General features: G+C 63.2%; 19 protein-coding genes. 17 read left to right on the top strand and 2 right to left on the bottom strand.

Annotation, left to right across the window (positions count from 1 at the left end; all coding sequences use genetic code 11):
* Positions 1-81: 81 nt before the first annotated feature.
* From LB516_RS14325 to LB516_RS14260, 14 genes are all read left to right on the top strand, one after another.
* Entirely contained in the window at positions 82-942 is an 861-nt protein-coding gene (locus LB516_RS14325; protein WP_015317068.1) for a carbohydrate ABC transporter permease, read from the top strand.
* Complete coding sequence (locus tag LB516_RS14320) at positions 939-1,898, top strand: carbohydrate ABC transporter permease (RefSeq protein ID WP_015317069.1); 960 nt, start codon at positions 939-941, stop codon at positions 1,896-1,898. The genes LB516_RS14325 and LB516_RS14320 overlap by 4 nt, the downstream gene beginning before the upstream one ends.
* On the top strand, positions 1,895-2,986 hold the full coding sequence (locus LB516_RS14315; RefSeq protein WP_224719794.1) for an ABC transporter ATP-binding protein: 1,092 nt from the start codon (positions 1,895-1,897) through the stop codon (positions 2,984-2,986). Before LB516_RS14320 ends, LB516_RS14315 begins: the two co-directional genes overlap by 4 nt.
* Positions 2,987-2,989: 3 nt before the next feature.
* A complete protein-coding gene (locus LB516_RS14310) occupies positions 2,990-4,060 on the top strand; it encodes an ABC transporter ATP-binding protein (protein ID WP_224596560.1) in 1,071 nt (356 codons plus the stop codon).
* Between the two features lie 35 nt (positions 4,061-4,095).
* Positions 4,096-5,208 (top strand): Gfo/Idh/MocA family protein, encoded by a 1,113-nt coding sequence (locus LB516_RS14305; protein WP_224596558.1) that lies wholly within the window; start codon positions 4,096-4,098, stop codon positions 5,206-5,208.
* A 27-nt stretch (positions 5,209-5,235) separates the two neighbouring features.
* Complete coding sequence (locus LB516_RS14300) at positions 5,236-6,150, top strand: sugar phosphate isomerase/epimerase family protein (protein WP_015317073.1); 915 nt, start codon at positions 5,236-5,238, stop codon at positions 6,148-6,150.
* A gap of 55 nt (positions 6,151-6,205) precedes the next feature.
* Positions 6,206-7,150, top strand: a complete 945-nt coding sequence (locus LB516_RS14295; protein WP_140620622.1) for a substrate-binding domain-containing protein — start codon at positions 6,206-6,208, stop codon at positions 7,148-7,150.
* Between the two features lie 44 nt (positions 7,151-7,194).
* The gene (locus LB516_RS14290; RefSeq protein WP_224719793.1) at positions 7,195-8,214 is read left to right on the top strand and encodes an ABC transporter permease; all 1,020 of its coding nucleotides are present in this window, start codon (positions 7,195-7,197) and stop codon (positions 8,212-8,214) included.
* Between the two features lie 2 nt (positions 8,215-8,216).
* Entirely contained in the window at positions 8,217-8,999 is a 783-nt protein-coding gene (locus LB516_RS14285; RefSeq protein WP_015317076.1) for an ATP-binding cassette domain-containing protein, read from the top strand.
* 10 nt (positions 9,000-9,009) lie between these two features.
* Positions 9,010-10,191: an aldose 1-epimerase family protein gene (locus LB516_RS14280; protein WP_224719792.1), complete on the top strand. Its 1,182-nt coding sequence runs from the start codon at positions 9,010-9,012 to the stop codon at positions 10,189-10,191.
* Positions 10,192-10,276: 85 nt separating this feature from the next.
* Positions 10,277-11,359 carry a fatty acid desaturase family protein gene (locus LB516_RS14275; RefSeq protein WP_224719954.1) on the top strand — a complete coding sequence of 361 codons (1,083 nt, stop codon included), beginning with the start codon at positions 10,277-10,279 and terminating at the stop codon, positions 11,357-11,359.
* Between the two features lie 28 nt (positions 11,360-11,387).
* Positions 11,388-11,699, top strand: coding sequence for a MocE family 2Fe-2S type ferredoxin (locus LB516_RS14270; RefSeq protein ID WP_140790372.1), 312 nt, complete (start codon positions 11,388-11,390; stop codon positions 11,697-11,699).
* A 61-nt stretch (positions 11,700-11,760) separates the two neighbouring features.
* Complete coding sequence (locus LB516_RS14265) at positions 11,761-12,561, top strand: 3-methyl-2-oxobutanoate hydroxymethyltransferase (protein WP_140725489.1); 801 nt, start codon at positions 11,761-11,763, stop codon at positions 12,559-12,561.
* 57 nt (positions 12,562-12,618) lie between these two features.
* Complete coding sequence (locus LB516_RS14260; RefSeq protein ID WP_140725492.1) at positions 12,619-12,918, top strand: hypothetical protein; 300 nt, start codon at positions 12,619-12,621, stop codon at positions 12,916-12,918.
* Positions 12,919-12,925: 7 nt separating this feature from the next.
* On the opposite strand, the gene hutH is transcribed toward LB516_RS14260, so the two are convergent.
* Together hutH and LB516_RS14250 are read right to left on the bottom strand one after the other, a co-directional pair.
* Complete coding sequence (gene hutH / locus LB516_RS14255; RefSeq protein WP_224719791.1) at positions 12,926-14,419, bottom strand: histidine ammonia-lyase; 1,494 nt, start codon at positions 14,417-14,419, stop codon at positions 12,926-12,928.
* Positions 14,416-15,417 (bottom strand): ornithine cyclodeaminase family protein, encoded by a 1,002-nt coding sequence (locus LB516_RS14250; RefSeq protein ID WP_224719790.1) that lies wholly within the window; start codon positions 15,415-15,417, stop codon positions 14,416-14,418. The genes hutH and LB516_RS14250 overlap by 4 nt, the downstream gene beginning before the upstream one ends.
* A 126-nt stretch (positions 15,418-15,543) precedes the next feature.
* On the opposite strand from LB516_RS14250, the gene LB516_RS14245 reads away from it, so the two are divergent.
* The 3 genes from LB516_RS14245 (at position 15,544) to LB516_RS14235 (ending at position 19,347) form a co-directional block, all read left to right on the top strand.
* Positions 15,544-16,977: a DHA2 family efflux MFS transporter permease subunit gene (locus tag LB516_RS14245; protein WP_224719789.1), complete on the top strand. Its 1,434-nt coding sequence runs from the start codon at positions 15,544-15,546 to the stop codon at positions 16,975-16,977.
* Positions 16,978-17,246: 269 nt separating this feature from the next.
* Positions 17,247-18,233, top strand: a complete 987-nt coding sequence (locus tag LB516_RS14240) for an ABC transporter permease (RefSeq protein ID WP_224684243.1) — start codon at positions 17,247-17,249, stop codon at positions 18,231-18,233.
* A gap of 88 nt (positions 18,234-18,321) precedes the next feature.
* On the top strand, positions 18,322-19,347 hold the full coding sequence (locus tag LB516_RS14235; RefSeq protein WP_140725948.1) for a sugar ABC transporter substrate-binding protein: 1,026 nt from the start codon (positions 18,322-18,324) through the stop codon (positions 19,345-19,347).
* Positions 19,348-19,407: the final 60 nt, after the last annotated feature.

The following is a 19,407-nucleotide window of genomic DNA, read 5'->3' as shown; positions in this document are numbered from 1 at the left end:
CCATCTCCCTGGATCAAAGCCGGAGGGGAGGAGCATCCGCTCTTCCCCTCCGCAACCGACGCCACCAGCAAAAGCAGCCAGATGAAGCGTTCCGTCCCCTTCGAGATATTCCGCTACGCCGCGATCCTCGCGGCGATGGCCGTCACGCTGGTGCCGATCCTGTGGATGGTGTCGATGGCCTTCAAGCCGATCGCCGAATGGTCGGCGACGGGAGCGGACCTGACATGGTGGCCGAAGAACCCGACGCTCAGCAATTTCCAGTTCGTGTTCGGCGAGTCCACCAACAATTTGATCGTCGCGCTCGACCGCACCGCGCTGAAGCCGATCCTATCGTCGCTTCTGTCGGCGGTATTCGGCACCGCGATCGCCATGTCGGCGGGCACCGCCGCCGCCTATGGCCTGTCGCGCTTCGGCTCCGGCCAGAACCTGCCGCTGGCGCTGATCCAGCTCAGGCTGTTTCCGCCGATGGCCGTCATGATCCCCGTCATGATCATGTGGGCCTTCCTCAACTTCACCGATAGCTGGTGGGGGCTGGCGCTGATCTACGGCATCGTCACGCTGCCGTTCGCTTTCTGGCTGATGAAGACCTTCTTCGACGACATGCCGCGCGAGATCGAGGAAGCCGCTTTGGTCGAGGGCTGCTCGCGGCTGCGCGTCTTCACCCGCATCACGCTGCCGATGATGCGCGCGCCGTTGGCGAGTGCTGCGCTCTTCGTCTTCATCCTTAACTGGTCGGACTATCTGATCGCGCTGCTTCTGACGACGCGCGAATGGGTGACGATCCCCGTCTACATGGCCTCGCTGTCCTCGTCGATGACCGGCCAGCTCTATGGCGCCAAGGCCGCACTCGGGCTGATCGCGGCGGTGCCGCCGGTCATCATGGGCATCGCCATCCAGCGCCATCTGGTGCGCGGGCTGACTTTCGGAGCGCTCAAGCAATGAGCGCGGTGGTTGCGACGATTTCGGAGGGTGAGATGGACGCGGCCCGCGCAAAGCCGGCGCTGCGCGACGAAGGCATGCGGTTGGGCTTTCGCCTGACCTTGCCGGCGCAGATCCTGGTGCTGTTCATCTCGGCCTTTCCACTCTTGATGCAGCTCTACATCAGCGTCACCGACTGGTCGCCACTCTCGGGCCTTGGCTGGTGGAACGCCTGGGAGATGTGGAACAGCTTCGCCAACTATACCGACCTTGCCGCCGACGCGCGCTTCTGGAGTGCGCTGAAGCGCACGGTCATCGTGATGGTCGTCTGCGTGCCGGCCGAGTTCCTGTTAGGCTTGGCGCTGGCGACGCTGTTCGCCGACGATTTTCCGGGCAAGCGCATCTTCTATTCGGTCCTCCTGATGCCGATGATGGTGGTGCCGGCGGTGGCCGGCTACATGTTCTTCATGCTGTTCCAGTCCGGCGGCCCGGTGAACGACATCCTGTCGGCAATCACGGGCACGCAAGTCACCATTGCCTGGCTGTCGGATCCGACACTGGCGCTGATCGCGGTGATGATCGCCGACATCTGGCAGTGGACGCCGCTGATGTTCCTGATCCTGCTGGCCGGCCTGGTCGGAGTGCCGGAGGACCAGATCAAGGCGGCAACGCTGCTCGGCGCCAATCCCTGGCAGCGCTTTACCACCATCGTGCTGCCGAAGATGAAGACGATCATCATTATCGCGCTGGCGATAAGGGTGATCGAGAACTTCAAGATCTTCGACACGCTGTACATCATGACCGGCGGCGGCCCCGGCGTCGCCACCGAAACGATCTCCGTCTACATCTACAAGGTCACCACGCAGGATCTGATCTGGGGCTATGTGGCGGCGATCGCGCTCGCCATTCTGGTCGTGCTCTCCATCGTCGCCGTGTTCGCCATGAAGCGCATGGCCCGGGCAAGGCAGGTGGCGGCATGAGCACGATCCAGCTCAAGCACCTCACCAAGACATTCGGCGACTTCACGGCGCTGAAGACCATGGACCTCGATATCGCCGATGGCGAGTTCATGGCTCTGCTGGGGCCTTCAGGCTGCGGCAAGTCGACGACGATGAACATGATTGCCGGAATGGAAGAGCCGACCAGCGGCAAGATCCTGTTTGGCGAGCGCGACATGGCCGGCGTGCCGATGGGCCGGCGCGGCGTTGGCTTCGTGTTCCAGAACTACGCGATCTTCACCCATATGACGGTGCGCCAGAACCTTGCCTACGGGCCAAGGATGCGTGGCGCCGCCACGGTCGAGATCGATCGTCGCGTCGGCACGATTGCCGAGCTGCTGCAACTGACGCCGCTGCTCGACCGCAAGGCCGACCGGCTGTCGGTCAACATACTGCAGCGCGTGGCGATCGGCCGCTCGGCAATCATGGAGCCGGCGATCTTCCTGCTCGACGAGCCGCTGTCCAATGTCGACGCCGCCTTCCGCGCGGTGATGCGCACCGAGCTGAAACAGCTGCAGCGCCAGTTCAAGCAGACCATGGTCTACGTCACGCACGACCAGCTGGAAGCCATGACCATGGCCGACCGTATCGCGGTCATGGACCACGGCGTGCTGCAGCAGGTCGGCACGCCGCTCGAAGTCTACAACAATCCGGCCAATGTCTTCGTCGCCCGCTTCATCGGCGCGCCGGGCATGAACCTGCTCAAGGGCCGACCTGCGGAGAGCGACCGGGGTCTGGTCGTCGATCTCGGGGCGCTGGGCATCACGCCGCCATTACCCGACGAGCTGGCGGCGGCCATGCGCGGTGCTCGCGGGGAGGTGCTCTACGGCTTTCGGCCGGAACAGGTAACCCTGGCGGAGAATGGACGCGGGCTTGCCATGCCTGTCACTTTCGTCGAGCGCATCGGCGCGCGCACCATCGTTCACCTCGGCCAGGGCGACGGCGCCGTGAAAGCGGTCTCCGACAATGATGTCGGGCTGTCGATAGGGCAAACCGCGGTCGTCGCACCCGCGGCGTCGTCAGTGCGGGTCTTCGACGCCGTTAGCGGCCTTGCGATGAGAGCGGGTTGAGCCATGGCCGACATCGTCTTCCGCAATGTCACGAAACGCTACGGCACGATGCTCGCCGTCGACGACGCCTCGTTCACCGTCAACGACAACGAGTTCTTCTGCTTCTTCGGGCCGCCGCTGTCGGGCAAGTCGACAATCCTGCGCCTGGTGCTCGGGCTGGAGACGCCGGATGCCGGCGAAATCCTCATCGGCGGCAAGCCCGTCAACACGGTGTCGCCAGCAGAGCGCAATGTCGCCATGGTGTTCCAGAACCTGGCACTGTTCCCGCATATGAGCTCGCTCGACAATGTCCGTTTCCCGCTGGTCGAGCGCCGGGTCGCCGAGGTCGATATCAAACGGCGCGTCGCCGATGTCGCGGCCAAGCTGCATATCGGCCATATCCTGCACAAGCCGCCGGCACTGCTTTCGGGCGGTGAGCGGCAGCGGGTGGCGATCGCCCGCGCCCTGGTGCGCGACCCCAACGCCTATCTGATGGACGATCCGATCTCGGCGCTCGACGCGCGGCTGCGCGAGGAAACGCGCGTCGAACTGAAGCGCATCCAGCGCGAGCTCGGCAAGACGCTGATCTATGTCACGCACGACCAGGAAGAGGCGATGTCGATCGCCGACCGCATGGCCATACTGGAAAGCGGAAGGATCCGGCAGATCGGCGCGCCGGCCGAGATCTATGATCGCCCGGCCAGCACCTACGTGGCGCGGCTGCTGGGGTCGCCTGTCATGAACATCCTCAAATCCGTTCAAGGCGAGGGCGGCATCGAGGCCGCCGAAGGCGCGATCAGCATCGCCGATCGCACGGCTCCGGCCGACGCCGTCGAGATCGGGCTGAGGCCGGAGGATATCAAGGTCAGGCCCTGGAGCGACACCGAGAAGGAGAGCCCCGGCCGCCCGGCGCGGGTGTTCGAGGTCGAGCCGCTTGGCGGCTATACCGTGGTGACACTCGCCGCCGGGCAAGCGCGGCTGAAGGCTTTGCTGCGCGGCCAGCCTGACATCAGGCCCGACGCGATGGTGGCGATATCCTGCGAGCCGGCGCGCGTGCATTATTTCGGACAGGGCGGAGGCGCGTTGGCAAGATGAACGCGGCCGCAAGGACAGGATTTCGGGAGGAAGGCATGACAGGCAAGGGCTTCGAGCCGGATGTGAAGGTCCGCACGAAGGAATATCGGATCGGCTGCGTCGGCGCCGGCATGATCATGGCCGAATGCCATCTGGCCGCCTATAAGGACGCTGGCTTTCCGGTCGTGGCGATCGCCTCGCGTACCAAGGCGAATGCGCAAAAGGTCGCCGACCGTTGGGGTATCCCGACCGTCCACGACACCCCGGAACAGCTGATCGAGGATGCAAATGTCGAGATCATCGACCTCGCGTTTCCGCCGGACCAGCAGCCGGCGCTGATCCGCCATGCGCTGAAGCAGAACCACATCAAGGCAATCCTGGCTCAGAAGCCGCTGGCGCTGTCGGTCGAGGAAGCCGTCAAGTTGCGCGACGAGGCGGCGAAGGCCGGCAAGATACTCTCGGTCAACCAGAACATGCGCTACGACCAGTCGATGCGCGTGTTGAAGCAGCTCATCGACAGTGGCGCGCTCGGAGACATCGTCTTCGCGCAGATCGACATGCACGCCATTCCGCACTGGCAGACCTTCCTTCAGGGTTACGACCGGCTGACGCTTGCCAATATGAGCGTGCACCACCTTGACGTGCTGCGCTTCCTGTTCGGCGATCCCGATGAGATCACGACGCTGACGCGCAAGGATCCGCGCACGACATTCGACCATTCCGACGGCATCACCGTATCGACGCTGAAATTCCCGTCCGGCGTGCTGGCGGTGTCGCTGGAGGATGTGTGGTCCGGTCCGCGCCAGCAGGGCTACAAGGACGACCAGCACATCAACTGGCGCGTCGACGGCACCAAGGGCGTTGCCAAGGGCACGATCGGCTGGCCGACCGGTGCTGCTTCGACGCTGACCTATGCTTCGGCCGAAACGACCGGCGGCGAGTGGGTAACTCCAAGCTGGGAGACGATGTGGTTCCCGCATGCCTTCATCGGCGTCATGGAGCAGCTGCAGCACGCCGTGAAGACCGGTACGCCGCCGGCGCTCACCGTTGCCGACAACGTCAAGACCATGGCGCTGGTCGAAGCGGGCTATCGCTCGATGGCATCGGGCCGCACGGTCAAGCTTTCCGAAATCTCCACAAACCAACTAACTGAAATCGCAGACAACTGAATCGCTTACAGGGAGGAATTCAAGATCATGATGCAGGCAGGTATTTTCACGGGCTATTTCCCGTACGGCCTCGAAGAGACGGCAAAGAAGATCCGCGGGCTCGGTTTCAACACGGTGCAGCTCGACCTGCACTTCAGGGATGTCGACCTGTCGGCTGGGCAGATCACCAAGGACAAGGCCAGGAAGGTGCGCGACGTCTTCCGCGACCACAACCTGCCGGTCTGCTGCGTGTCGGGCTACACCAACATCATCCATCCCGACAAGGCGGAGCGCGACAAGCGCGTCGGTTATCTCAAGGAGATCATCCGCAATGCGCGCGAGTTCGGCAGCCCTTACGTGATCTCGGAGACCGGCACCTACAACACCGAATCCGACTGGGTGCATCACCCCAAGAACAAGACCGAGGAAGGTTTTGAGGAATGCCGCAAGGTCATCGCCGATCTTGCCCAGACGGCTTACGACCATGGCGCGGTCTTCCTGCTCGAAACCTATGTCAACAACGTCGTCGGCTCGGTCGAGGAGACGGTGAAGATGTTCGCGCAGGTCGACCATCCAGGCCTTGGCCTGCTGATGGACCCGACCAATTATTTCGAGACGCACAACATCGACCGGATGGACCAGATCCTGAACCAGGTGTTCGACACGCTGACCGACAAGATCAGAATAGCGCATGCCAAGGACGTCAAGCGCTCAGGCGATGACAAGTCGGAGAAGCACGCCGACATCGGCGATGCCGACGCGATGGAAAGCCATACGTTCCGCGGGGTTGGCGAAATCGAACTGCCGGCGCCCGGCCTTGGCTCGCTGAACTACGACCTCTACCTCCAGCGGCTGGCCGAAAAGCATCCCAATATCCCGGTGATCATCGAGCATCTGTCGGAAGACGACGTGCCGCGCGCCAAGACATTCCTCGACGGGAAATTCCGCGCCAACGGCCTGTGACGGCTAGCCGCGCCACCAGTGCACGGCGGCGCGGCTTCAAACAAGGGAGGAAAGAATGTTGAAATTCGCATTGAAATTGGCGGCCGCCGCGACAGTGCTCGCCGGCGTCGCCCTTGGCACGGCGGCGCAGGCGCAGGACGGCCAGAAGACCTTCTATCTCTTGTCGCATGGCGGTCCGTCGGATGCGTTCTGGATCGACTGGAACGCCGGTGCGACCAAGGCCTGCGACCAGCTCAAGGTAACCTGCAAGATTTCCTTCAGCGGCGGCGACATGGCGGCGCAGAAGGAAGCCTTCAACTCGGCGCTTGCCGCCAAGCCCGACGGCATCGCCACCACGTCCGCGCAGCCGGGCCTGTGGACGGAGGAGGTGAAAGCAGCCAAGGCGGCTGGCATCCCGATCGTGTTCTTCAACACCGACGATCCGGCGACAGGGCGGCAGGCCTATGTCGGCGCGGACCTGAAAGAAGCGGGTGTCATCTGGGCCAAATATCTGGTCGACCACAAGATGGTGAAGCAGGGCGACAAGGTTTTCCTGCCGGTCGAGGTTCCCGGCGCCAGTTACCAGCAGCTCGAGACCGAGGGCATCGCCAGCGTTTTCGATCCCTTGGGGATCAAATATGACGTGGTCGATTGCGGCACCGATCCGGCTGGCATCATCGCCAAGATGACCGACTACATGGTCGCCAACAATCCGCCGGCGATCATCGCGCTCGGCGATTCCGTCGCCGCCAGCGTCAAGCGCGTGTTCGATGGCGCCGGCGTGCCGGCGGGCAAGATCCCCGTCGTCGGCTGGGGCAATTCGAAGGAGACGGCACAAGCCGTCAAGGACGGCTTCGTCAATGCCGCCGCCTGGCAATATCCCTCTGCGCAAGGCTTCATGCCGGTGGCGCTGCTCGGGCTTGCCGCGTCAGGCGAGCCGATCGGCTACGACATCCACACTTTCGGTCTCTACGACGCCTCCAGCGTCGACCCGATTCTGAAGCTTTACGACAAGAAATGAGAAAAACAGCGCCCGCCGGAAAAGCGGCGGGCGTCTTTTCAAGCATGGTTCAAGCAGTCATGACAATTGCCGCAGAAGACGAAGTGCCGGGGGTGAAACGCAGATCGCGCCTGCTGCGCTCGCCGCAATTCTCCTCCTTCGTCATCCTCCTCATTTTGCTGGCGGTATTCGCGGTCGCCGACGCCAATTTCCTGTCGCCGCTCAACATCTCCAACATGATGGCGTTCCTGCCCGAGCTCGGCATCATCGCACTCGGCATGACGCTGCTTTTGACGGCAGGCGAATTCGATCTTTCCGTCGGCGCGGTGTTTGGGCTGGCGCCGGTGGTGGTGATGCTGCTGGTGCAAAATGGCGGGGTGGATATAGGTGTCGCGCTTCTGGCCGGGCTGCTGCTTTGTATCGCGATCGGCGCGATCAACGGGCTGATCGTCACCAAGATCGGCATCTCCTCCTTCCTGGTGACGCTGTCGATGTTGCTCGTCGTGCGCGGGGCAGCGCTTTACATTACGCAAGGCTTTCCGCTGAAATCCTGGGACCAGCCGGGCTTCTTCGTGACGCTGCTCGCCGGCAGCTTCAACATCGGCTCGTTCCGCTTCTACACCTCGCTGTGGTGGTTCATCGGCCTCTCGCTGTTTGCCATCTACATCCTGCGCTACGCCAAGCTCGGCAACTGGATCAGTGCCATCGGCTCCAATCGCAACGCGGCGGTGGCGCGCGGCGTGCCGGCCGATACGGTCAAGATCTGGCTGTTCATCGCGACTTCGGTGCTGGCCGGCCTTGCTGGCATGATCAGTGCCTTCCGCATCTCGGCCGCGTCACCGGTGGCCGGCACCGGCTATGAGCTGGAAGTGATCGCCATGGTGGTGGTGGGCGGCACGGCACTGACCGGCGGACGAGGCACCATCCTCGGCACCATCGTCGGCGCGCTGATGCTGCGCGCCATCCGCAACGGCATCGTACTGATCGGCGTGCCGGGGCTCGCCTACAACATCTTTGTCGGCCTCATCATCCTCGCCATGCTCATCCTGCACGCTTTGGTGCAGAAGAACGCCGCAAGGGGCTGACGATGGTGCAAGAAGTACTTCGGCTGCAGAAGCTGCAAAAGTCCTTCGGCAGCGTGCGCGCGCTGAAGAACGCCTCGCTGACACTGCGGGAAGGCGAGGTGGTGGCTCTGCTGGGCGACAACGGCGCCGGAAAATCGACGCTGATCAAGGCGATCTCGGGTGTCTTCCCTGTCGATCGTGGCGACATCTTTGTACGCGGCGAAAAGGTTTCGATCCGCTCGACTCGGGATGCGATGGACCTCGGCATCGAGACCATCCATCAGGACACCTCACTGGCGCCTGATCTCAGCATCGCGCGCAATCTTTTCCTCGGCCGCGAGCCGGTCAACTTCGGCTGGCTCGGCGTGTTCGCGCCGCTCGATCTCGCGAAGCTGCGCAAAGCCGCTTCCGAACTCCTCAAGCGCGTCGGCATCTCGAAGAAACTCGACGCTGATGCGCTGGTCTCGACGCTGTCGGGCGGCGAGCGGCAGTCGATCGCCATCTCGCGCGCCATGCAGTTCGCCGCCAAGGTGATCATTCTCGACGAGCCGACCAACAATCTCGGCGTCGAGGAAACCCACGGTGTGCTGCGTTTCGTCAAGGAGGTACGCGACGCCGGCCATTCGGTGCTGCTCATCACCCACAACATCCACCATGTCTTCCAGGTCGCCGACCGCATCGTCGTGATGCGGCGCGGCGAGATCGTCGCCGAACAGACGGTCGCCGACACCGACCTCCTGACCGTGGAAAGCATCATCACCGGCGCCGACATGTCGGCCTTGCTCAAGGAGGCGAGGGCAAAGTGAAGGGCGTCGCATGGTAGAGCTTTACGGCAAGACGCTGTCGCGCCGGCAAGTGGCCGAGCGGTCAGGCCAGCTGTCGCAACTCGCGGGCGTGCGGCTGATGACGCTCGGCGACGGGTTGGAGCGCGGCATCCGCATGCTCGAATTCCGCACCGGCTCGGGCCTGCGCTTCACCGCGCTCGTCGACCGGGCGCTCGACATCGCCGATTGCGACTTCAAGGGCCAGGCGATCGGCTGGCATTCGCCGAGCGGCTTTCGCCATCCAGGCTTGCACGACTATGAAGGGGAAGCGGGGCTGGCCTGGGCGCGGTCCTTCTCGGGCCTGCTCGTCACCTGCGGCCTCGACCACATTCTGGGGCGGGAAGAAGTGCCGGCCGAGAGCTACAACTATCCGGGGAAGAAGACGGTGCTTCATTCGCTGCATGGTCGTGTCGGTACCATCCCGGCGCGGCTGACCGGCTATGGCGAGCGCTGGGAGGGCGACCGCTGCGTGCTGTGGGCAGAAGGCATCGTGCAGCAGTCGGCGGTGTTTGGCGAGGATCTGCATCTCACTCGCCGCATCGAAGCCGATGTCGGGGGTAACGAGATCCGGCTTTCGGACCATGTCGTCAACCACGGCTTCAACCGCACCCCGCATATGTATTTCTACCATGTCAATGTCAGCCATCCCTTGCTCGACGAAGGCTCCCGTTATCTGGCGCCGATCCGCGACGTCGTCTGGGCCAGCCATGCCGGCGAGCGCTACCAGGCGCAGAGTGTCGGCTATCGCACGGCGCCGGCACCGCAACGGCACTTCAGGGAGCAGGTCTGGCAGCACGAAATGGCCGCCGACGCCCATGGCGAGGTTCCGGTGGCCGTCGTCAACGACCGGCTCGGTCTCGGCTTCGAAGTGGCGACCCGCAAGGACCAGTTGCCGTGTGCCTACCAATGGCAGAATTTCCAGGCCGGGCAGTACGCGCTGGGGATAGAGCCATCGACCCACCATGTGCTCGGCGATCTCGCTGCCCGCGAGCGCGGTGAGATGATCTGGCTGGAGCATGGCGAAAGCCGGGCCTACGACGCGGTGTTCCGCGTCCTCGACGGCAAGGAGGAAATCGCTGGCGCCGAAGCCAGGATCGCGGATATCGCCCGGCAGCCCGAGCAGGATTATCCTCAGCCTTCAGAAAATTTTCCAAGACTGGCCGGCAGGACATGAGCGCGACATTTATTCAAAGCAAGCCCTCCGGCCGGCGGACCGGATTGCCAGCGCTGCGCGACGATTGGAGGCCAATTTGACGACGATGGCGAAAAAGCGCGACTACAGCCTGGTCGGCGAAAGCACCAGGGCAGCGATCGAGACCGGGCTTGCCTCGGCCGAGTGGTACCATACCGACGTGCCGCGCAAGGCGATGAAGGAACTGATGCAGCGTTCCGACGGCCCGGCGATCCGCGACACCATTATCTGGATTGTCGCGATCCTGGGTTCGGCCGTGGGTATCATCTGGTTCTGGGGTTCGTGGTGGGTGGTGCCGTTCCTGTTCGTCTATGGCGTGCTCTACGGCTCGTCGAGCGACTCGCGCTGGCACGAGTGCGGCCATGGCACGGCTTTTCGCACGCGCTGGATGAACGATGTCGTCTACCACATCGCCTCGTTCATGCTGATGCGCAATCCCATGCAATGGCGCTGGAGCCATGCCCGCCACCACACCGACACCATCATCGTCGGCCGCGACGCCGAGATCGCGGTTATGCGTCCGCCGGACCTGTTGAAGGCGGCGCTCGCCTTCACCGGCATTCTCGACTTTCGCTATTCGCTGCCGACGCTGGTGCGGCAGGCATTCGGCACGCTATCCGACGAAGAGAAGAGCTATATCCCCGAGATGGAACAGCATAAGGCCGTGGTCGCGGCCCGGTGGCATGTCGCGATCTATGTGGCGACGATCGCCCTCGCGATCGCGCTGAGGTCATGGATACCGCTGGTGCTGATCGGCCTGCCGCGCCTCTACGGCACCTGGCACATGGTCACGACCGGCCTGCTGCAGCATATCGGGCTCGCCGACAATGTCGTCGACCATCGGCTGAACACGCGCACCGTCTACATGAACCCGATCAGCCGGTTCATCTACTGGAACATGAATTACCATGTGGAGCACCACATGTTCCCGATGGTGCCGTATCACGCGCTGCCCAGGCTGCATGAACTGATCAAGCACGATCTGCCGAAGCCCAATCCGTCGATGTGGCACGCCTACCGCGAGGTCTGGCCGGTCCTCCTCAGGCAGCTGAAATACGAGGATCATTACCTCAAGCGCGAACTGCCGCCGACGGCCAGGCCCTATCGCGGTGAGTTCCACGAGGTCGACATGTCGGCGGCGGCCGAGTAGCGATCGCGAATGTCCGCAGGAGATAGAGATGGCCGATTGGGTTGAAGCGTGCGCGGTGGACGATGTCGAGGAAGAGGATGTCATCCGCTTCGACCATGGTGGGCGGACCTTCGCGATCTATCGCTCTCCGGATGACGAGTTCTTCGCCACCGATGGTTTTTGCACGCATGAGAAGGCGCATCTGGCCGACGGGCTTGTCATGGAGGACATCATCGAATGCCCCAAGCACAATGGCCGCTTCAACTACAAGACCGGCCAGGCCAAGGGCGCGCCGGTCTGCGTCAATCTCGCGACCTATCCGGTGAAGATCGAAGCCGGCAAGGTGATGATCCAGATATGAAGCGGGGGTATGATCAATCGATCCGGCACCGCGACGGCAAACAACAGAGGGGAACGCTTTAATGAGCCGAAAGAGACCGACCGTCGCCGATTTGCGCGCCATGAAGGGCAAGCGTCAACTGACCATGCTGCGCGTGCTGACGCTGGACGAGGCCGAGGCCGCCGAACGGGCAGGGGTCGACATCGTCTCGGTGCCGCCCGAACTGGTGCTCAACCCGCGCTACCGCGATGCCGCGCCCAGCCTGTTCACCATGCCGGGCGACAATTTCTTCGAGATCGGCACCGCGGATGATTTCGTGCGCTGGGCCTTCCGGCTCTACAAGGCCGGCGCCGACGCGGTCTATTGCAGCGCGGGCTACGCCACCATCAAGAGGATGGCGGACGATGCCATTCCCGTCATAGGCCATGTCGGCCTCATTCCTTCCCGCGCGACCTGGACCGGCGGCTTCAAGGCGGTTGGCAAGTCCGCCGATACGGCGATGCAGGTGTTCGAAGCGGTCAAGCAACTGGAGGCTGCCGGTGCGATCGGCGCTGAGATCGAGGTGGTACCAGTCGAGGTGGCGAAGGCGATCTCGGAGCGCACCTCGCTGATCATGCTGTCGATGGGCGCGGGTACCGGCTGCGACGCGCAATATCTGTTCGCCGACGACATTCTTGGCCAGAACCGTGGCCACATGCCGCGCCACTCGAAAATCTACCGCAATTTCGCCGCCGAATACGATCGGCTTCAGGCGGAGCGGGTGGCGGCATTTTCCGAATATGTCGCCGACGTCAACAGCGGCGCCTATCCCGAGGACAGGCACATCGTGCATATGGACCCAGCCGAGCTAAAGCTGTTTCTGGACAAGGTAGGCCAGTCGTAAGGTCGCTTGCTGGTATCCTGTGGCCGAGCCACACGATTTTTCGGGAGCAATGCGTCAATGAAAAATGTTCAATTGATCGATGGAGCCATCAATTCGGCGTATAATATCTATGCAGTGTCGGATGAGGACTTTGAATTGATGTTTCCGAACGGTCAGGATATAGAATTCATTGAAGATTTCTTTAAGCGCGTTGGAAGTAAGAGAGGCAGACGATTTCAGGATTCCTTAAATAAGGGTCGACAAAAGAAAACTGAAGTCAACGGAATACATGGAACACTGTTTTATGGGCTGAAGTGGCAGAAGAAGCATCTCTACCCAAATAAAAAATTTTCTGATGACCCTTCGTCGGCATATTGATGGCATGTCAGAAACGGCATAAGGCCTGCCATGTGCCGCCGGTCAGCGCGGCGTAGAGTGCTTCGGCGTAGATGCCGAGAGGCCTGTCTTCCTTCAGGGTTGGGACGAGCCCGCGCACGGCTGTTTGAACCGCTGCGGTGCGTGGCGCCGGCGTCAACCCTTGACGCATATCCACGGCCTGGGCGGCGGCCATCAGTTCGAAGGCGATCAGCCGCCGCCACAGCGCGATCATGTCGGCGCATTTCGAAACCACCAGCGGCGTTTGCGTGGCGTGATCCTCCACGCCTTCCGAAACCGGCAGGAAATCGAGCATCACCGGATTGGCCTTGTGGCGGATGGCAGCCAGGATCGACGTCACCGTTTTTTGCAGCGGCACCAAACCGGCCGAGGCGCCACCGACCGGCGACAGGTATTTGGGCAGGCCGTTGCGGCCCGGGCCGGTGAGCTGGATGAAGCGGGCGGCACTGGCGGCCGCACATTGAGCGATTGCCAGGCTTAGCGTCTCGAAGGCGAGCGCCAGCGAAGCGGTGTGAAAGTTGCCGGTCGACAGCACCAGCTCGTCGTCGCTCAGAACCAGCGGGTTGTCGGCGGCGGCATTGAGTTCGGTCTCGACGGCGCGTCTTGCCTGGCCGATCGCCTCGATCAGCGCGCCATGGATCGAGGGCATGCAGCGGATCGACAGCGGGTCCTGTATGGTGGTGGGCGCGGGCGCTTCGTCGCGGGCGAGAAGATCATGCAGCGCCTTGGCGGCTGCCTGCTGGCCGGCGGCGGGCCGCGCCATGTGCAGGCGGGGGTCCAGGATGGTGCGGTTGGCGCCGAAACCTTCTATGGTCAGCGCGCCGGCCTGGTGCTGCTGGGCAAGAGCCGACAGCGCGTCCGTGACCGCAAGCGCGCCGCCGCCGGCGGAGACGGCGGAAGCGTTGATCAGCGACAGTCCATCCTTGGGCGCCAGGCCGATGGGGCCGAGGCGGGCCATCATCAGTGCCTTGACCGCTGGCATGCGCCTTCCCTGATAATCGGCTTCACCTTCGCCGATCAGCAGGCGGGCGATCGCGGTCATCAACACCAGGTCGCCGGCGCCAATCGAGCCGAGCGACGGCATCACTGGATGGACGCCGGCGTTGAGGACTTCGATCAAGGCAACGAACACGGCGGGCGACAGGCCGGAGCCACCGGCCGACAACATTGTCAGACGGGCAAGCATGGTGGCGCGCACGGCCTCGACGGGCAGCGCTTCGCCGACCGCCCCGCTGCGGCCCTCGAGTAGCTGGCGCTGGAAGGCGCTGGCGTCACCCTCGACCGATGTGCGAAGATTGGCGCCGAGCCCGGTGTTCAAGCCGTAGATCTGCTGGCCGGAGGCCGCCGCCTGGTCGAGCACCTTTCGCGCCTTCTCCAGCCTGCCGATGACATTGGCTCCGATCTCCACCTTGCGTGCCTCGCGGGCGACGGCGGCGACATCGTCGACACTGACGCCGGCCCCGGTGAGGACGAGCGCGCTCATGCGAAGCGCAGCCTTTGGCCGATGCCTTGCGCCTGCGCCTTGGCCAGCATCGCCTTGCCGAGCGCAATGTCGGACAGCGACAGGCCGCGATGCCAGAAGAGGATGGTTTCGTCGTCGCTCTGCCGTCCCGGCCTGAGGCCAGCGGCGATCTGGCCGAGTTCGGCATGCAGCGTCGTCTCGCTCAGTCGCCCGGTCTCGACATGCGCACGCAGCGAGCCGAACTTGCCGCCCTTGCACTGGCCCCAGTCGTCGACGACCATCTTCTGCATGATGTCGGTCAGCGACAGCTCCACGGCGCTCATCGTGCCATAGGGAACGACAAGCGCGCCCGGCTTGATCCATTCTGTCTTCAGCAGCGGCTGCGGCTCGGGCAGGCGTGAGGCTTCGACGACGATGTCGGCGCCCTTGACGCAACTCTCCCAGTCGGCGACCGCGGTGACGGGCTTGCCGAGGTCGGCGGAGAGTTTTGCGGCAAAGCCATCGCGGCTTTCTGGGCGACGCGAATGGACGCGGATCTCATCGAAATCGAAGAGATGGTCGAGTAGGCGCACATTCCAGTACGCGGTGCCGCGCGCGCCGATATGGGCGAGCACCTTCGCGTTCTTGCGCGCCAGGTGCTTGGCGCCGATGGCGGTGACGGCGCCGGTGCGCATGTCGGTGATGACCGTGGCGTCGAGAATGGCGCGCGGCGTGCCGGTGCGTGGATCGAACAAATTGAGGATGCCGAATTCCGAGGGCAGGCCGTGAAGATAATTGTCGACATAGTCGCCAACGATTTTCACGCCGGCCGTGTCGAGCGGCGCGACGTAGCCGCGCAAGACATTGAAATGGCCGTGGAAGGATGGGTCGGGTTCGAGGTGGACACGCGGCTCGATCACCGTCTGGCCCTTGCCTTGCGCAACGAGCCCGGCCTCGACGGCGTCGATGATCTCGCCATCGGCCATGGCAAGCGCTTCGATGTCGAGGGCGTTGAGGTAGTCGATATAGATAGGCTTCATGCGCGCACGGTTCCTGTTGTTTAAGACCGAGGCCCATTCATTCCATAACAGGCGGCGATACGACACGAAAGTTTGTTGGTCCATCTCTGGACGCAGTTGGCTAAATGTTGTTGAAACCGACCCGACATGACGGCCATTCCCGAAAATGAAGCCTTGCCCGAGACAACCACGAATTCGCGGCGCGTGGCGCTGATCGTCGCCATCGCCTTCTTCATGCAACTGCTGGATTCGACGATCATCTCGACGTCGCTGCCGCAGATGGGCGCTTCCTTCGGCGTGCCGGCGGTGGCGATGAGCATCGGCATCACCGTCTACATGCTGACCATGGCCGTGTTCGTGCCGCTGTCGGGGTGGCTCGCCGACCGGTTCGGCGCGCGTAACATTTTCCTCGCAGCCATCGCGCTGTTCACGCTGGCGTCGCTCGCCTGCGGCTTCTCCGGGAATCTGACCGAATTCGTCGTTGCCCGTGCCGTGCAGGGCCTAGGCAGCGCCTTGATGACGCCGGTCGGCCGCATCCTGGTCCTGCGCAACGCGTCGAAATCCGAATTGCTCAACGCCACGGCGCTGATCACCTGGCCGGCGCTCTTCGCGCCCGTGGTCGGCCCGGTGCTTGGCGGTTTCATCACCACCTATCTGTCCTGGCACTGGAATTTCTTCATCAACATCCCGCTCGGCGCGATCGGGCTGGTGTTGGTCGCCCGCTTCATTCCGGGCGATCGTGAAGCCGATCCCAAGCCGCTCGACTGGCCGGGGTTTTTCCTGACGTCGCTGGGGCTCGCCTGCCTGCTCTATGGCCTTGAGCGCATCGCGCATCCGGAGGATGGGGCCTTGCCGACGGTGGGGCTGATCGCGGCGGGGATCGTCGTCGGCTGGCTAGCGGTGCGGCATCTGCGCCGCGCGCCGCATCCGCTGCTCGACCTCTCCTCGTTCAAGGTGCAGACCTTCGCCATCTCGACGCTTGCGGCCGGCACCATCTTCCGGGTGGCGATCAACGCCACGCCGTTCCTTTTGCCGCTGCTGTTCCAGGTCGGCTTCGGCCTATCGCCCGTCGATGCCGGCATGATGATCCTGGCCTATTTCCTCGGCAATCTCGGCATGAAAACGGCGACGACGCCGACGCTGCGTCGCTTCGGCTTCCGCTCGGTGATGGTCGTCAACGGCATCATCGCCTCGGTGTCGATCATGGCCTGTGCGGCGATCTCGCCGCAGACGCCGCAGCCGCTGGTGATGGCGCTGATGCTGATGGCCGGCCTGTCGCGCTCGATGCAGTTCACCGCGCTCAACACGCTGGCCTTCGCCGATATCGCCGCCGCGCAGCGTAGCTCCGCGGCGACCTTGTCCTCGATGCTGCAGCAAGTGGCGATGCTGTTCGGCGTCGCGGCGGCGGCGGCGATCCTCAACCTGTCGCAGATCGCGCGAGACCGGCCGGCGCTCGACCTCGTCGACTTTCGAGCAGCCTTCCTGCTGATCGGCATCATCGGGCTGGTGGCGTCGTTTCGTTTCCTGGTGTTGCCGAGAGGTGCCGGCGCCGAGGTCTCCGGCCATGTTGCCGGGAACTGAAATCGAATTTTCCGCCAGATCGCAGGGTTAAATTCCGTCTCGCCTTTCGCCTTGGTGTTGTGCTTCGCTAAGCGCCGAGGCGGCGCAAACAATGGCCAAAAGTGCAGGAGTTTCCGGGCATTGCGCCAGATTCGGCAATCAATGCGTCCACTTTGCGAATCTCATCGCCAGCCCACGTTTTGAACGCGGATTCATTTGACGAAGCGGCGTTGAGCCGATTAGCTTTCTCTCCAGGGGTGGCAGCACTGCCACCGGGGTGAAAGCAGACAATGAACATGGCCGGCTGGCTGAACTTCAGAAGCCTGAATCAGGAAGGCATTGTCTTTGCCATAGCGGTGGTGCTGTTCGTTGCCGCGGCTATAGGCCTGCCAGGCTTCATCGATGCCAACAATCTGGTCGCCATTATCCGCTCCGTCTCGGTGCTGGGTATACTGGCGCTGGGCATGGCTGTCGTCATCATCGGCCGCGGCATCGACCTGTCGGCGGTTGCGATCATGGCCATGTCGGTCGCCTGGTACCTGCAACTGCTCAACAGCGGAACGCCGGACGGGCTCGCCTTCGCCTATGTGCTGGCCGGCGTGCTCGCCATCGGCCTGCTCAACGGCTTTCTCGTCGCCTACGCCGATGTACCGGCGATCTTCGTCACGTTGGCGACCGGCTCCTTCGTCTTCGGCTATGTCCGTTCGCAATTGATCACGCAGGACGCCGTGCCGGTGCCGCAGGGCCATTGGGTGGAACTGCTCGGCGGTCTGCGCTTTCTCGACGTCCCGATCGAGGTGTTCGTCTTTGCGGGGCTGGCGTTCCTGTTCTTCCTATTCCTGCGCTGCACCAAATGGGGCCGCTACATCTATTTCGCCGGCGACAATCCGGTCGCGGCGCGCAATATCGGCATTCCGGTGCGGCCGATGCTGGTCCTGCGTTACGTGCTGTCAGCATTCGTCGCCCTGATCGCCGGCCTTTTGACCGCGGCTAGCCTGCATTCGATCAACACGCGTGTCGTCAATTCGACGCTGCTTTACGACATTGTGCTGGTGGCGGTGATCGGCGGCATCGGGCTGTCGGGCGGGCGGGGCGGGGTGCGCAATGTGCTGGTCGGAGCCGCGCTGATCGGCATCCTGCTCAACGCCATGACCATCATCGACATTCCGCTGCTCTACCAGAACCTGATCAAGGCGGCGATCCTGCTCGGCGCCATCATCGTCGACGGCATCATCAATCCGCGCGACGAACAGACCGCGCAACAAGGTGACATTTAGAGCAGATGGGCTAGCCCATCTTGCTCTGGGGTACCCGGTGCGATCGCGACGATCGGCCGGCAATGAAAACCGAACCAGAGGATGAGACATGAAACTGATCAGAACCCTCATGGCGGCGGCCACGGCGCTGGCCGTCACCACCTTCGTGGCGCCGACCTTCGCCGCCGACGATCCAGGCCCCGCTGCCTATGCACAAGCGCTGAAAGGCAAGCGCGTCATGCTGGTGCCGCTGGCGATGGGCTTCGACCTGGCGCAGGGCTGGGCGCATTATCTGAAGAAGGAAGTCGAAGCCTGGGGCGGCACGTTCGAAACGCGCGATCCCAACTGGGTCGTCGATGCCGGCGCGCAGGCGATCACCGACGCGATCTCGTCCGACACCAGACCTGATGTGCTGATCATCCATGCGCCGGACCTCAACTCCTATTCCAAGCTTATGAAGAAGGCGCAGGCCGCCGGCACCTATGTGATCCTGGTCGACAATCCGGCGAATTTTCCCGCCGATGCTTTCGTCGGCAGCGACTGGGACCGGCTCGGCCAGCTCGAGGCGGAAGCCGCGATCAAGGGCTGCGGCGAGAACTCGTCCAAGAAGATCGGGCTGGTGCAGGGCGACCAGGCCAACTCCTCCAGCCTTTACCAATATGCCGGCATCATGAAGGTGCTGGACAAGCATCCCGACTTTAAGGTCGTGGCCAAGCCCGATTCCAACTGGGATGCGACGACCTCGCGCAACGTGACCACGACCATGCTGCAGCAGAACCCGGACATCTGCTCGATCATCGACTTCTGGGATGGCGATGCCACCGGCGCATCGGCCGCGATCCGCGACGCCAAGCTCGACGGCAAGGTGTTTTTGGTCACCACCGGCGGCGGCGAAAAGGCGGCCGATTGCGACAAGCTGAACGACGGCACCTACGGCGCCGTGGTGATGACCGATCTTGCCCGCCAATCGGGCGACATGAACGCCATCATCAAATTCCTGCTGCAGAGCGGCCAGCCGGCCGGCACCTCCCACACCTACATCTACACGCTGGAGAAGGCGACGACCAAGGCCGACCTAAAGCCCGACAGCTGCTGGGACCTGAAGGCGCTGCAGGCCGAAGCGGCGGCGAAGTAAGCTGATCGTCTGCAACCGATATCGACGAGGTGGCCGGATTGTCCGACCACCTCTTTCTCT

Source organism: Mesorhizobium sp. CO1-1-7 (assembly GCF_020164885.1).
In the GTDB taxonomy this organism is placed as follows: domain Bacteria; phylum Pseudomonadota; class Alphaproteobacteria; order Rhizobiales; family Rhizobiaceae; genus Mesorhizobium; species Mesorhizobium australicum.
This window is presented reverse-complemented; position numbering and strand designations above follow the sequence as displayed.